Source organism: Mycolicibacterium stellerae (genome assembly GCF_003719305.1).
GTDB classification, from domain to species: Bacteria; Actinomycetota; Actinomycetes; order Mycobacteriales; family Mycobacteriaceae; genus Mycobacterium; species Mycobacterium stellerae.
This window is the reverse complement of record NZ_RARC01000001.1, coordinates 403,847-418,020: the sequence shown is the minus strand read 5'-3', so window position 1 is coordinate 418,020 and position 14,174 is coordinate 403,847. Positions and strand designations below refer to the sequence as shown.

The 14,174-nt window shown below is 66.7% G+C and carries 14 protein-coding genes; 9 read left to right on the top strand and 5 right to left on the bottom strand.

Annotation, left to right across the window (positions count from 1 at the left end):
- Positions 1 to 39: 39 nt before the first annotated feature.
- The gene (gene serC / locus D6M19_RS02020; protein ID WP_123023465.1) at positions 40 to 1,152 is read right to left on the bottom strand and encodes a phosphoserine transaminase; all 1,113 of its coding nucleotides are present in this window, start codon (positions 1,150 to 1,152) and stop codon (positions 40 to 42) included.
- 179 nt (positions 1,153 to 1,331) lie between these two features.
- On the opposite strand from serC, the gene D6M19_RS02015 reads away from it, so the two are divergent.
- Together D6M19_RS02015 and D6M19_RS02010 are read left to right on the top strand one after the other, a co-directional pair.
- The gene (locus D6M19_RS02015) at positions 1,332 to 1,808 is read left to right on the top strand and encodes a CAP domain-containing protein (RefSeq protein ID WP_234834651.1); all 477 of its coding nucleotides are present in this window, start codon (positions 1,332 to 1,334) and stop codon (positions 1,806 to 1,808) included.
- A gap of 262 nt (positions 1,809 to 2,070) precedes the next feature.
- Positions 2,071 to 2,853: a CAP domain-containing protein gene (locus D6M19_RS02010; RefSeq protein WP_206428417.1), complete on the top strand. Its 783-nt coding sequence runs from the start codon at positions 2,071 to 2,073 to the stop codon at positions 2,851 to 2,853.
- Here the strand turns inward: D6M19_RS02010 and map are convergent.
- A complete protein-coding gene (map, locus tag D6M19_RS02005) occupies positions 2,850 to 3,614 on the bottom strand; it encodes a type I methionyl aminopeptidase (protein ID WP_123023462.1) in 765 nt (254 codons plus the stop codon). The two genes, D6M19_RS02010 and map, sit on opposite strands and share 4 nt — an antisense overlap.
- Positions 3,615 to 3,754: 140 nt before the next feature.
- Here map and D6M19_RS02000 point away from each other — a divergent pair, with 140 nt between their 5' ends.
- Together D6M19_RS02000 and D6M19_RS01995 are read left to right on the top strand one after the other, a co-directional pair.
- Positions 3,755 to 4,771 carry an AurF N-oxygenase family protein gene (locus D6M19_RS02000; RefSeq protein WP_123023461.1) on the top strand — a complete coding sequence of 339 codons (1,017 nt, stop codon included), beginning with the start codon at positions 3,755 to 3,757 and terminating at the stop codon, positions 4,769 to 4,771.
- A 6-nt stretch (positions 4,772 to 4,777) separates the two neighbouring features.
- Complete coding sequence (locus D6M19_RS01995) at positions 4,778 to 6,463, top strand: FAD-dependent oxidoreductase (RefSeq protein WP_123023460.1); 1,686 nt, start codon at positions 4,778 to 4,780, stop codon at positions 6,461 to 6,463.
- A gap of 18 nt (positions 6,464 to 6,481) precedes the next feature.
- Here the strand turns inward: D6M19_RS01995 and D6M19_RS01990 are convergent, their stop codons facing one another.
- From D6M19_RS01990 to D6M19_RS01980, 3 genes are all read right to left on the bottom strand, one after another.
- Positions 6,482 to 6,931: a VOC family protein gene (locus D6M19_RS01990; RefSeq protein WP_123023459.1), complete on the bottom strand. Its 450-nt coding sequence runs from the start codon at positions 6,929 to 6,931 to the stop codon at positions 6,482 to 6,484.
- 61 nt (positions 6,932 to 6,992) lie between these two features.
- Complete coding sequence (locus D6M19_RS01985; protein WP_407665286.1) at positions 6,993 to 7,616, bottom strand: maleylpyruvate isomerase N-terminal domain-containing protein; 624 nt, start codon at positions 7,614 to 7,616, stop codon at positions 6,993 to 6,995.
- The gene (locus D6M19_RS01980) at positions 7,613 to 8,728 is read right to left on the bottom strand and encodes a citrate synthase 2 (protein WP_123023457.1); all 1,116 of its coding nucleotides are present in this window, start codon (positions 8,726 to 8,728) and stop codon (positions 7,613 to 7,615) included. The genes D6M19_RS01985 and D6M19_RS01980 overlap by 4 nt, the downstream gene beginning before the upstream one ends.
- A gap of 84 nt (positions 8,729 to 8,812) precedes the next feature.
- Here D6M19_RS01980 and pdxH point away from each other — a divergent pair, with 84 nt between their 5' ends.
- The 5 genes from pdxH to D6M19_RS01955 all read left to right on the top strand — a co-directional run bounded on the left by pdxH (position 8,813) and on the right by D6M19_RS01955 (position 14,164).
- Positions 8,813 to 9,475 carry a pyridoxamine 5'-phosphate oxidase gene (gene pdxH / locus D6M19_RS01975; protein ID WP_123023456.1) on the top strand — a complete coding sequence of 221 codons (663 nt, stop codon included), beginning with the start codon at positions 8,813 to 8,815 and terminating at the stop codon, positions 9,473 to 9,475.
- Positions 9,475 to 10,773: an MFS transporter gene (locus D6M19_RS01970; protein WP_123023455.1), complete on the top strand. Its 1,299-nt coding sequence runs from the start codon at positions 9,475 to 9,477 to the stop codon at positions 10,771 to 10,773. The genes pdxH and D6M19_RS01970 overlap by 1 nt, the downstream gene beginning before the upstream one ends.
- Positions 10,774 to 10,916: 143 nt before the next feature.
- Positions 10,917 to 12,212, top strand: coding sequence for a citrate synthase (locus D6M19_RS01965; RefSeq protein WP_164478290.1), 1,296 nt, complete (start codon positions 10,917 to 10,919; stop codon positions 12,210 to 12,212).
- Positions 12,213 to 12,321: 109 nt separating this feature from the next.
- The gene (locus D6M19_RS01960; protein ID WP_123023454.1) at positions 12,322 to 13,755 is read left to right on the top strand and encodes an MFS transporter; all 1,434 of its coding nucleotides are present in this window, start codon (positions 12,322 to 12,324) and stop codon (positions 13,753 to 13,755) included.
- Positions 13,745 to 14,164, top strand: a complete 420-nt coding sequence (locus D6M19_RS01955; protein WP_123023453.1) for a MarR family winged helix-turn-helix transcriptional regulator — start codon at positions 13,745 to 13,747, stop codon at positions 14,162 to 14,164. The genes D6M19_RS01960 and D6M19_RS01955 overlap by 11 nt, the downstream gene beginning before the upstream one ends.
- The last annotated feature ends 10 nt before the right edge of the window (positions 14,165 to 14,174 follow it).

The following is a 14,174-nucleotide window of genomic DNA, read 5'->3' as shown; positions in this document are numbered from 1 at the left end:
TCGGCTTGTTACCTGGCCGACACGCCCGAGCCACCCAGGTCAGAGCCGTTCCACCACCCAGTCGACGCATTGCGTCAGCGCGGTCACGTCGTCGGGTTCGACGGCGGTGAACATGGCGATCCGCAACTGGTTGCGGCCCAGCTTTCGGTACGGCTCGGTGTCGACGATGCCGTTAGCCCGCAGCACCTTGGCCACCGCTGCGGCGTCGACGTCATCGGAGAAGTCGACGGTGCCGACCACCTGCGAGCGATGTTCGGGGGCGGTGACGAACGGCGTGGCGAACGGCGACGCCTCGGCCCACGAGTACAGCCGCTGCGACGAGTCCGCGGTGCGCTTTACTGCCCAGTCCAGCCCGCCGTTGTCGAGCATCCAGTCGAGCTGTTCGGCCAGCAGGATCAGCGTGCCGATCGCGGGGGTGTTGTAGGTCTGGTTCTTCACGCTGTTCTCGACGGCGATGGGCAATGAAAGGAAGTCGGGCACCCAGCGCCCCGACGCGGCGATCGAATCGATGCGCGATAGCGCTGCGGGGGAGACGACCGCGACCCACAGCCCGCCGTCGCTGGCCATGTTCTTTTGCGGCGCAAAGTAATACGCGTCGACGTCGGTGATGTCGACGGGCAGGCCGCCTGCCGCCGAGGTGGCGTCGATGACGACCAGCGCGTCGCCGGAACCCTCGGGGCGCTGCACGGGCACCGCGACCCCGGTCGACGTTTCGTTGTGCGCCCACGCGATGACGTCCACGGACGGATCGGATTGCGGCTCGGGGGCGCTTCCCGCGTCGGCCTTCACGATCACGGGGTCGCCGACGAACGGGTTCTTGGCGACCGCGGAGGCGAACTTCGCACTGAACTCCCCGTAGGTCAGGTGCAGCGAACGCTTGTCGATGAGCCCGAACGCCGCGGCGTCCCAGAACGCGGTCGAGCCGCCGTTGCCCAGGATGACCTCGTAGCCGTCGGGCGCCGAGAACAGCTGACGCACCCCGTCGCGGACGCGGCCGACCAGGTTCTTCACCGGCGCCTGCCGATGTGAAGTGCCGAACAGGTCACCGGCGGCGGCAAGCGCCTGCAGTTGCTCCGGCCGCACTTTCGACGGCCCGCAGCCGAATCGTCCATCGCTGGGTTTGAGGTCGGCGGGAATCGTCAGTTCGGCCATGCGGTCAAGAGTAGTGACCGCATTTGTGCACTTCCTGCGGGGAGGGGCCGGGACGAGGACGCCCAAAGAGTGAGGAAACGCTGCATCGGCGACATCCGGCGGTCAATACTGAGATACCGGTCGGGGGGCTGCGGTTCGAGTCCGATTGGGGGGACATGGTCAGTAGAGGAAGAACTTCGGTGTCGCTTTCGGTATGTGCGGCGGTGTCGGTCTTCGGTTCGATGTTCGCCGCGGTGCCCGCCAAGGCAGATGAACCGGCGGGTGTTGATCAGGGCGGCGCTGTGCTGAGCCAGATCAACGCAACGCGGGCAGAGAACGGCTGTGGCCCCGTTGTGGCCAATCCGCAGCTGACCGCGGCCGCCGCGCGGCACGCCAACGACGTGCTCGAGACCGGAACGGTGGGCCACACCGGCTCGGATGGCTCATCGGTTGCCCAGCGCGTCACGGACGCGGGCTACGCGCCGTATGCCGCGCTCGGCGAGATCGTCTTCTCGGGTTCCGGTGCAAGCGGTAGCCCGACCGCTGCGGTTGCGTCGTGGATGAACAGCCCGGGCCACCGCGCGATCATCACTGACTGCCGGTTCACCGAGGCCGGGTTCTCGGCGGTGAGCAGCGGGGACAAGATGACCGCGGCGGGGGACTTCGGCAGGGCGTGAACCCAGCGCGCGGAGCTGTCTCGCGCCCGACGCCCGCGCCTTGCGGCCGTGGCGCGCGGACGATGAAGCTGCGCGCGCCGACCGCCTGCCTGTGGGTGGCTCGTCTGAAAAACGTAGGGAAACACCCTATATCAGTTAACTTGCCGCGGTCCTACTGTGACCTTGTCCGCGCGACGTCTTGCTCGCGTGACAGCCTCATAGGAGGGCAAATATGAAGTACACGGCAACTTCACAGGCAATCTTGCCAATCTGTGCGCTGGCGGTGACCGTATTCGGATCCCTGCTCCTCACGGTTCCGGCCCAAGCCGACGGCGGCTGCGTAAAGGGCGACGTGGCCGGTCAGGTGCCGCGCAAGACCAACGACACCGACATGGTCTGCGTCCCGCCGGCGATCGCTGCGCTCGTCCAACAGGAGAACGCGAACAAGGATGCCGGCTATGCAGGCGGCGGGCCCTACGGGCCGCTCACTTGCATCAATGGCTTGGTGTGGCGCGAAGGGTACGACGGCGACGCCATCTGTGTGACGCCGGCGCGGCGCACCGAAACTTGGCAGCAAAACGCCAACGCGGGCGTGGGCGCGACGGGCGGCTTGAAGCCCAATAACGCCAACGCAGGCGGTGGCGGCGGAGGCGGAGGCAACAACCCGGGCGGCAGTGACCAGAGCGGCGCCGTGCTCGGCGGAATCAACGCGCAGCGCGCCGCGAACGGGTGCGGTCCACTCGCATCCAACGGGCAACTGAACGCAGCCGCCAGTCGGCATGCCAACGACATGCAGAGCAGTGGCGTGACTGGCCATGACGGTTCCGACGGCTCCAATCCGGGTTCGCGTATTGCGGATGCCGGCTATGCCCCTGTCGGACGCTGGGCGGAGAACGTCTACTGGGGTACCGGAGGCGGTGCGACCGCGGACGCCGCCGTGACCTGGTGGATGAACAGCCCCGGACACCGGGCGAACATCCTCACCTGTGAATTCACGGATGTGGGCGTTGCCGCTCCCGTTGTCAACGGCAAGCTGACCGCGGTGACCGTCTTCGGCAAGCACTAGCCGGTCAGCACGCGGGAACCGTCGCGGGTGACCGCGACGGTGTGCTCGCTGTGCGCGGCGCGCGCGCCCGATCTCGTCCGCAGGGTCCACCCGTCGGGGTCATGGACGTAGTCGTCGGTGCCGTCGGCGATCAACATCGGTTCGATGGCGATCACCAACCCCGGCCGCAGCCGCATGCCCATGCCCGCGCGCCCTTCGTTCGGCACGTGCGGATCCTCGTGCATCGCGCGGCCGATGCCGTGTCCGCCATGGTTGGCCAGCAGGCCGTAGCCCGCTCCTCGCGCCGCCGAGGCGATCGCATATCCGATGTCGCCCAACGTATTTCCGGGCCGCACCGCCGCGATGCCTGCCGCAAGTGCGTTGTCGGTCGCCTGGATCAGCGAGGCGTCTTGCGGCCGTGGCGTGCCGACGATGAAGCTTCGCGCGCTGTCGCCGCACCATCCGCGCAGGGTCGCGCCGAAGTCGATCGAGACCAGGTCGCCGTCGGCGAGCACCTGACCGTTGGGGATGCCGTGCACGACGGCGTCGTTGACGCTGACGCACAGCACCGCGGGGAAAGGCCGCGGGGCCCACGCCGGGTGGTAGTTGAGGAATGGCGAGTCGGCGCCGTGGCGGGCCAGGACGTCGGCGGCGACCTTGTCGAGTTCGGTCGTGGACTGGCCTGGGCGGGCATGCTCGGCGACCGCCGCTAGCGCCTCGGCGACGACGGCACCCGCCGCAGCCATCGCGTCTACCTCAGCTTCTGTCTTCAGCTCCACCACTTGCTGTGACCTCCGTCACGCGATCCGACGGGCGACGCGATGGGCCACACCCCGACAACGGCCCCTGTTCAATATGCGATACCTGCGGTACCGTCGATGGACATTAAGCCAGTGCATGTAAACCTCAGGGGAGGCTTCTGATGGCTAGGACCCGCACGGTCAGGCGGTGGCGTCGCAACATGGACGTCGTCGACGACACCGAATACACCGACATGTTGTCCACACTGTCCGAGGGGTCAGTGCGGCGCAACTTCAATCCCTACACCGACATCGACTGGGAGTCTCCAGAGTTCGCGGTTGTCGACAACGACGAGCGGTGGATCCTGCCCGCCACCGATCCGGTCGGCCAGCACGCTTGGTATCAGGCCCAACCGGTTGCGCGCCAGATCGAGATCGGCATGTGGCGACAGGCCAACGTCGCCAAGGTCGGGTTGCACTTTGAGTCGATCCTGATCCGCGGCCTGATGGAGTACGCATTCTGGACCCCCAACGGCTCACCGGAGTATCGGTACTGCCTGCACGAGGCGGTCGAAGAGTGCAATCACACCATGATGTTCCAGGAAATGGTGAACCGCATCGGTGCCGACGTGCCGGGGATGCCGAGGCTGCTCAAGTGGATCCAGCCCGTCATCCCGTTGGTCGCGGGGCCGCTACCGATCCTGTTCTGGTTCGGCATTCTGGCCGGCGAGGAACCCATCGACCACACGCAGAAAAACGTTCTGCGCGAAGGTAAGACGCTGCACCCGATCATGGAACGGGTGATGGCCATCCACGTCGCCGAGGAAGCCCGGCACATCTCGTTCGCGCACGAATACCTGCGCAAGAGAGTTCCCCACCTGCCACGGCGAAAGCGGTTCTGGTTGTCGCTCTACGTCCCGTTGATCATGCGGATCCTGTGCTCGGCGATCATTGTTCCGCCAAGGGCGTTCTGGAAGGAATTCGACATCCCACGCTCGGTCCGCAAGGAGATCTTCTTCCGATCGCCGCAGTCCAGACAGTTGCTGCGCGACATGTTCGGTGACGTCCGGATGCTCTGCCACGACACCGGGCTGATCAACCCGATCGCGAAGTTGATGTGGCGGATCTGCAGGATCGACGGCACGCCCAGCCGCTATCGCAGTGAACCGGCCCGTCAACACCTGGTGTCGGTGGCCTAGGTACCCATGCCTCACGTCGTCACCCAGTCGTGTTGCAGCGACGGGTCCTGTGTCTACGCCTGCCCGGTGAACTGCATTCATCCGTCACCGGATGAGCCGGGCTTCGCCACGGCCGAGATGCTCTACATCGATCCGGTCGCCTGCGTGGACTGCGGCGCGTGCGTGAGCGCGTGCCCGGTCGGCGCGATCGCACCCGACACCCGGCTCGACGAGAACCAGCTGCCCTTCGTCGCGCTCAACGCCGCGTATTACCCCGACCGGCCCGAGGGCGAGAAGCTGCCGCCGACGTCGAAGCTGGCGCCGGTGATCGATGCGCCGAAAGTCCATGCGCGCGAGGCGAATCCGTTGACGGTGGCGATCGTCGGCTCCGGGCCTGCTGCGATGTACGCCGCCGACGAACTGCTCACCCAGCGCGGTGTGCGGGTGAACGTGTTCGAACGGTTGCCAACTCCGTATGGTCTGGTGCGCGCGGGCGTGGCGCCCGATCACCAGAGCACCAAGCGCGTGACGAAGCTGTTCGACAAGATCGCCAAGCGGCGCAGCTTCCGGTTCTTCCTCAATGTCGAGGTGGGATCGGACCTGTCGCATGCCGACCTGCTGGACCACCACCATGCCGTGCTCTACGCGGTCGGCGCACCGAACGACCGCAGGCTGGACATCGACGGGATGGGTCTGCCTGGCTCCGGCACCGCCACCGAGATCGTCGCCTGGATCAACGGCCACCCCGAATACACCGACCTTCCTGTAGACCTGGACCACGAGCGGGTGGTGATCATCGGCAACGGCAACGTCGCACTCGACGTCGCGCGGATCCTGACGACCGATCCGGATGCGTTGGCGCGCACGGACATCTCCGACCACGCGCTGGCCGCGCTCCGGCAGTCGAAGGTCACCGAAGTGGTGATCGCAGCCCGCCGCAGGCCTGCGCAGTCCGCCTTCACACTGCCCGAACTCATCGGGCTGACGTCGACGTGCGACGTGGTGCTCGACGCCGCCGACCATGAGCTCGTGCAAGCCGACCTGGCCACGGTCGACGATCGGCTGACGCGCAACAAGCTGGAGATCTTGAGCAAGCTCGGCGACGCGTCGGTACCCGCGGCGCGCCCCCGGATCCGGCTCGCCTACCGCCTCACACCCCAACGCGTGCTCGGTGCGGACCGGGTCGGCGGTGTCGAGTTCATCGTCACCGACAGCGACGAAACCCATTGGCTCGACACCGGATTGGTGTTGACGTCGATCGGCTACCGCGGCAAGCCGATTCGCGATTTGCCGTTCGACGAAACCACAGCGGTGGTGCCGAACGACGGGGGCCGGGTCGTCGACCCGCAGAGCGGCCGCCCGGTGCGCGGCAGCTACGTCGCGGGCTGGATCAAGCGCGGACCAACCGGCTTCATCGGTACTAACAAGTCATGCGCACTGCAGACAGTGCAGCACCTGGTCGACGACTACAACGCCGGTCACCTGATCGACCCTTTGGGCAAACCCGCCGCGCTGGACAAGCTGGTGCGCAGCCGCCGCCCCGAGGTGGTCGACGCGGCAGGCTGGCAAGCCATCGATGAGGCCGAGATCGCACGCGGTGGGGCGGACCGGCCGCGGGACAAGTTCACCTCGGTCGCCGAGATGCTGGCCGCGGCTGCCGCCGCACCCGTGCCGCCCCTTCGGCAGCGGGTGCTGGCCGGACTGCGTCGCTGACGTGTTTCGAAGCAGCGCTCAGTGTTGCTTGATCGCCTCTTCGATCTCCTCCATGCTGACCTCGCGCACCGGCTGGCCCATCGACCACTGATGGCCGAACGGGTCCTGTAGTACGCCGTACCGGTCGCCCCAGAACTGGTCCTCGACCGGCATGACGACGGTGGCGCCTGCGTCGACGGCCTGCTGGAACTGCTTGTCCACATCGGTGACGACGAGGTGGATGGTCACCGGCGTTCCGCCGAGCGCCTTCGGCGTCATCGACTTGCCGCCGCTCATCTCCGGGAAATCGTCGTTGAGCATCACCGTCGCGCCGTTGATCCCGAGCGCGGCGTGGATCAGCTTGCCGTCCGGGCCGGGCACCCGGCCATGCTCGACGGCGTCGAATGCCTTCACGTAGAAGTCGATCGCGGCGGCAGCGTCGTCGACGACCAGATGGGGCAGCACTGCGGGCTGAACTTCGATTGCCATGGTGGTCTCCTATCGAGGGTGGTCGAAATTATTGACCATCGGTCCGACAAGAACTCATCGGTCAAACGACGGAGAAACCGGGCGGCAACGCGGCTCGGCCCGTCAACGCCAGCAGCACTTCGTCGCCGCGACCCGTCAGCACCGCGATCCGCGCCGCCAGCACAGTGGCCTCGTCGAGCACATCGGCGGGCAGGTCGAGCGAAAGCCCGGTCGCCCGTGCGATATCCAGCCCGTGCACCGCGAGCTCGAACGTCCGGGTCGGCAGGTAGGTGTGCAGCCGCAGGCCCAGCCCGCCGATGACCGCGATCAACGGGTCACCGGCCGTCTCGAGGTCGCCCAGTGCGCGCTCGACGAGTCGGTCGACCGTCGCGGCCGGGTCGGTGCCGAGGTCGCGGCCGGCCTGCCTGCCGCGCTCGTTGACGGCTTCCGCCCCTGCCTTCGACATGTAGTCGGCGGTCCAGGCGTAGTAGTCCTGCGGGGTCGCGATGTCCTCGCGCTCGGCTGGCGTCTGCAGATAGGCGCTCACCGTGATGAGCGAACGCGACGCGTGCCCGACGAGCGACAGAAGATCCCAGTCGCCGAGGCCGGGCCTTGTCCAGCGGTCGTCCGGGATTCGGTGCACCAGGGCGGCGAAGCTTCTCGCCGCCGCCTCGAACGCAGTGACCGCCGTCGCCACCGTGGTCAGCCCTTTATCTCGTTCCAGCCCTCGACGGATTCCGGGCTGCGCGGAGGCGGGCCGACGTAAACCGCCGACGGGCGGACGAGCTTTCCTAGCCTCTTCTGTTCGAGGATGTGCGCACTCCAACCGGCCGTCCGGCCACAGGTGAACATCGCGGGCATCATCTTGACGGGCACGTCGGCGAAGTCCAGGATCACCGCCGCCCAGAACTCCACGTTGGTTTCGATGGCGCGGTCGGGCCGACGGTCGCGAAGTTCGGTCAGCGCAGCCTGCTCGAGCGCGGCGGCGACCTCGTAGCGCGGCGCCTCGAGTCGTTTGGCGGTGTCCCGCAGCACCCGGGCCCGCGGGTCCTCCGCGCGGTACACCCGATGGCCGAACCCCATCAGCTTCTCCTTGCGGTCCAACACGCCGCGGACGACCGCACGAGCGTCGCCGGTGCGCTCGGCCTCCTCGATCATCGGGATCACCCGCGCGGGCGCGCCGCCGTGCAGCGGGCCGCTCATCGCGCCGATGGCGCCGGACAGCGCAGCCGCCACGTCGGCGCCCGTCGACGCGATCACCCTGGCCGTGAACGTGGACGCGTTCATGCCGTGTTCGGCGGCGGAAACCCAGTAGGCGTCGATCGCCTCGATGTGCCTTGGATCCGGTTCACCCTGCCAGCGCGTCATGAAACGCCCTGTCACAGTTGAGCATTCGTCGATCTTGCGCTGTGGAACGGCGGGCTGGTAGATACCGCGGGCGGACTGTGCGACGTAGGAGAGCGCCATCACAGATGCGCGGGCGAGCTGGTCGCGGGCGGTGGCGTCGTCGATATCCAGAAGCGGGGCATAGCCCCAGATCGGGGCGAGCATCGGCAGGCCGGCCTGCACGTCGACGCGGACATCCCCGCTGTGGATCGGCAGTGGGAACGGCTCGGCGGGCGGCAGTCCCTTGCCGAACCTGCCATCGACCAGCAGCCCCCACACGTCGCCAAAGGTGACCTGGCGGTTGACCAGATCCTCGATATCGACGCCGCGGTAGCGCAGCGCGCCGCCGTCTTTGTCCGGCTCGGCGATCTCGGTGGTGAAGGCCACGACGCCTTCAAGGCCTGCGACGAAGTCCTCGGGTACCCCAGTCATGGGCTGATTCTCGCAAACGCAGCACGGCCTGCTGCTACCGGTTGGTAACACGCCGCCGAACACCTGGGGCGTAGCGTTACGCGGGTGGCGACCCCGGAGAATGAGCGACTGGCGGCGATGCGGGTGGAGTACGGATCGGTGGAGAAGGACGGCAGCCCCGACCTCGATGCCGACTGGCTCGCCGACGGATGGGTTGCCCTGCTGCGCAAGTGGTTAGCCGACGCCGAGAGTGCCGGCGTCGCCGAGCCGAACGCGATGGTGGTCGGCACCGTGGACGGCGAGGGAAGGCCGGCGACGCGCTCGGTGTTGTGCAAGAGCGTGGACGAGACGGGCATCACCTTCTTCACCAACTACGACTCCGCCAAGGGGGAGGAACTCGCATCGACGCCGTATGCGTCAGCGACGTTCCCATGGTTTCTGCTCGGCCGCCAGGTGCACATCCGTGGCCCGGTGACCAAGGTGGCCGCCGAGGTGACCGCCGACTACTGGGGGCACCGGCCGCGCGGGTCTCAGCTGGGCGCATGGGCGTCGCAGCAGTCCCGCCCGATCGCCTCGCGTGCGGCGCTGCTCGACCAATTGTCGGACGTCACGCAACGTTTCGCCGACCTCGACGAGGTCCCGGTGCCGCCGAACTGGGGTGGCTACCTCATTGCGCCGGACGTCGTCGAGTTCTGGCAAGGCCGGGAAAACCGCGTGCACAACAGGATTCGGGTGTCTGGGAGCCGCATCGAGCGGCTTCAGCCCTAGTGGCGGGGCTTTTCGCCGACACCACGCCGCTGCGGACGCGCGACTTCCGCAGGCTGTGGCTGGCGGGCATCCCCACTGTCATCGGCGCCAACCTGACGATCTTCGCGGTGCCTGTCCAGCTTTACGCGCTCACGCAGAACTCCGCATACGTCGGCCTATCGGGCATCTTCGCCCTGGTCCCGCTGGTGGTCTTCGGTCTGTGGGGCGGCGCGCTGGCCGATCACATGGACCGACGCGTGCTGCTGATCATCGCGTCCTGCGGGCTGGCGGTGGCGTCGGTGCTGCTGTGGGTGCAGGCCGCGCTGGCGCTCAACAACGTGTGGGTGGTGCTGTGCCTGCTGTCGGTGCAGCAGGCGTTCTTCGCGATCAACCAGCCCACCCGGTCGGCCGCGATCCCGCGGATTCTGCCCAGCGACCAACTGCCCGCGGCCAACTCGCTGAACATGACGGTCATGCAATTCGGCGCCATCGTCGGGCCGCTGCTTGCCGGAATCATGCTGCGCTGGGTCGATCTGTCCACTCTGTATCTGATCGACGCGATCACCTGCGTGGCCCCGATCCTGGCCACCGTCCGCCTCGCGCCGATACCGCCGAGCAACGGCGAAGTGGGCTCGTCCGGCTGGGGATTCGGTGCGGTGCTCGACGGGTTCCGTTATCTCGCAGGTAACACCGTCGTGCTGATGTCGTTCGTCGTCGACCTGATCGCGATGATCCTCGGCATGCCCCGCGCGCTGTTCCCCCAGATGGCCCACGAAAGCTTCGGCGGGCCTGTCGAGGGTGGCACCACGATGGCGCTGCTCGCCTCGGCCATCGCGGTCGGGGCGGTGGCAGGCGGGGTGTTCTCGGGCTGGCTGCCACGCGTCCAGCGCCAGGGCCTTGCCGTCGTCGCCGCCATCCTGGTGTGGGGCGTGGCGATGATCGGCTTCGGCGTGGCCAGTGGCCTGGCAGGCGGCGCGGCGGGGCTGATGTTGTGGATTGCGTTGGTGTTCTTAGCAGTTGGCGGCGCCGCGGACATGGTGTCGTCGGCGTTTCGTAACACGATTCTTCAGCAGGCGGCGTCCGACGACGTTCGGGGACGGTTGCAGGGCGTTTTCACCGTCGTGGTGGCGGGCGGACCACGACTGGCCGATGCGGTGCACGGCGCTGCCGCGGCTGCCGTCGGCACCACGATCGCGGCGGCGGGCGGCGGCGGACTCGTCGTGGTCGGTGTGATGGTTGCGGCGGTTCTCGCGCCCGCATTCGTGCGATACCGGGTCAATCGTCCCGGGCCCGGCCGGCCGGACGACGACGAAGTCTGATGCGTTCGCCCAGTTCGCGGGCCTCATCGACAGCGTCGCCAAGCAAGCCTGAACCCTCCCGCACCCCGCGCGGGCGAGATTGCCACAATGGGACTACCGTTTTGGGGGCAGAGGTCGGTTCTCTCAGTGACGAAGGGATTCCTGTGGCAGAAAAAGACGAGCACGCCACCCTCAATTATCCCGGTGGCGAGCTTGACCTGGACATCGTCGGCGCCACTGAGGGCTCTGACGGGATCGCTCTGGGGTCGCTGCTGGCGAAAACCGGCTACACCACTTTCGACGAAGGCTTCGTCAATACCGCGTCCACCAAGAGCGCCATCACCTACATCGACGGCGACGCGGGCATCCTGCGCTACCGCGGCTATCCGATCGAGCAGCTCGCCGAGAAGTCGAACTTCATCGAGGTCTGCTATCTGCTGATCTACGGCGAACTGCCGACCAAGGAAAAGCTCGACAAGTTCACCGATCAGATCCAGCGGCACACGCTGCTGCATGAGGATCTCAAGCGATTCTTCGACGGCTTCCCGCGCAACGCGCACCCGATGCCGGTGGTGTCCAGTGCGGTCAACGCGCTGTCGGCGTACTACCAGGATTCGCTCGACCCGTTCGACGACGAGCAGGTCGAGCTGTCCACCATCCGATTGCTGGCCAAGCTGCCGACCATCGCGGCGTACGCGTACAAGAAGTCGGTCGGGCAGCCGTTCCTGTACCCCGACAACTCGCTGACGCTGGTCGAGAACTTCCTGCGGATGACATTCGGGTTCCCCGCCGAGCCCTACGAGGTCGACCCGGAGGTCGTGCGGGCGTTGGACCTGCTGCTCATCCTGCACGCAGACCACGAGCAGAACTGCTCGACGTCGACGGTGCGGCTGGTCGGCTCGTCGCAGGCCAACCTGTTCACCTCGATCTCGGGCGGCATCAACGCGCTGTGGGGCCCGCTGCACGGCGGCGCCAACCAGGCCGTGCTGGAGATGCTCGAGAAGATCCGTCAATCGGACGGCGACGTGCACGACTTCGTCAAGAGGGTCAAGAACCGCGAAGACAACGTCAAGTTGATGGGCTTCGGCCACCGGGTCTACAAGAACTACGACCCGCGGGCCCGCATCGTCAAGGAGCAGGCCGACAAGATCCTGGGCAAGCTCGGCGGCGACGACGAACTGCTCGACATTGCCAAGTCGCTGGAAGAGGTCGCGCTCACCGACGACTTCTTCGTCGAGCGCAAGCTGTATCCGAACGTGGACTTCTACACCGGTGTGATCTACCGCGCGATGGGCTTCCCCACCCGGATGTTCACCGTGCTGTTCTCGGTGGGCCGGCTGCCCGGCTGGATTGCGCACTGGCGTGAAATGCACGAGGACGGCAGCGGCAAGATCGGCCGTCCGCGCCAGATCTACACCGGCTACACCGAGCGCGACTACAAAGCCCTCGACGGGCGCTAGCTGTTCGCACCGCGGGGCTTGACTGCGACTTATCTCACTGTCGATCGCCTTGCGATCATGAGAGTTGTAGTTTCACAATTGTTGTGTGAATGAAACTATCGTGCGGTCGATGAGCCCACGGCGCAAGGTCATCATCCTGATGTCCTGCTGCCTGAGCCTGCTGATCGTGTCGATGGACGCGACGATCGTCAACGTCGCCATTCCGTCCATTCGCACCGACCTCGGCGCATCGCCATCCCAGCTGCAGTGGGTCATCGACATCTACACGCTGGTTCTGGCGTCGCTGCTGATGCTGTCCGGCGCGGCTGGTGACCGCTTCGGCCGCAGGCGCGTCTTCCAGATCGGGCTGACCGTCTTCGCGCTGGGGTCGCTGCTGTGCAGCCTGGCTCCCAGCATCGAGCTGCTCATTGTCGCGCGATTCATGCAGGCGGTCGGCGGTTCGATGCTGAACCCCGTTGCGCTGTCGCTCATTTCGCAGATATTCGTCGGTCGCGTTGAACGGGCGCGTGCGCTCGGTATCTGGGGTGGTGTGGTCGGCATCTCCATGGCGCTCGGCCCGATCGTCGGCGGTCTGCTGATCGAATGGATCGGCTGGCGGTCCGTGTTCTGGATCAACCTGCCGATCTGCGCCGCGGCCATCATCCTGACGGCGATCTTCGTGCCCGAATCCAAGTCGGCGACCATGCGCAACATCGATCCGATCGGGCAGGGACTTGCGGTGATGTTCCTGTTCGGGCTGGTGTTCACCCTCATCGAGGGGCCCGAATTGGGCTGGTCGAACCCCCGCACCATCGCGGTCGCGGTCATCGCGGCGGTCGCATTCGTCGCCTTCCTGCGCTATGAGGCCCGGCGCCACGACCCGTTCATCGACCTGCGCTTCTTCCGAAGCGTGCCGTTCGCCTCGGCGACGGTGCTGGCCATCAGCGCCTTCGCGGCCTGGGGCGCCTTCCTGTTCATGATGTCGCTGTACCTGCAGGGTGAGCGGCACTTCTCGGCCATGCACACGGGCCTGATATATCTTCCGATCGCGATTGGCGCGCTGATCTTTTCGCCGCTGTCCGGTCGCCTCGTCGGCCGGTTCGGTGCGCGGCCGTCACTCATGATCGCCGGCGTGCTGATCATCACTGCGGCGGTGATGCTCACGTTCTTGTCGGCGACGACTCCGGTGTGGCAGCTGTTGATCGTGTTCGCCGTATTCGGCATCGGCTTCGCAATGGTGAACGCGCCCATCACCAATTCCGCCGTCAGCGGCATGCCGCTTGACCGAGCGGGGGCGGCGTCGGCCGTGACGTCCACCAGCAGACAGATCGGCGTGAGTATCGGTGTGGCGCTGTGCGGTTCGCTGGCAGGGGCCGCGTTGGCGCACACCGCGGACTTCGCGACCGCGGCCAGGCCGCTGTGGATCGTCAGCATCGTGCTCGGCTTCGTGGTCTTCACCCTCGGCATCGTCTCGACCTCGCCGAGGTCGCTGGCATCCGCCGAACGGCTCGCACCGCTCATTGCCGGTACCGCGGTCAACAGGGAGGGCGCACATGTCGGGTAACCCGATGGCCGACGAGGTTTGGCGAGCAATGAGCTCGCTGGTGATCGACAACCGGGACAGCTGGAAGCGTGCGGTGGTGGAGCGCAGCGGTCTGCCGTTCAGCCGGATCAGGGTGCTGCGCCGGGTCGCCAGGGGACCGATGACCGTCAAGCAGGTTGCGGCGGCGGCGACCATGGATGCACCGGCAGCCACCGTCGCGGTCAACGATCTCGAAGACCGCGGACTGGTGGTGCGAACACCCGAGCCGACCAACAGGCGGTGCAAGGTGGTTTCGCTGACCGATGCCGGCCGCGAGATGATGGCAACGATCGACGCGACGGACGACCCGGCGCCCGCGATTCTGCTGGGTCTCGATGAGGGCGAGTTGGGCAACCTGCAGTCCATCCTGGCCAAGCTGTCCGGCGAATAGCCTCTGGCCA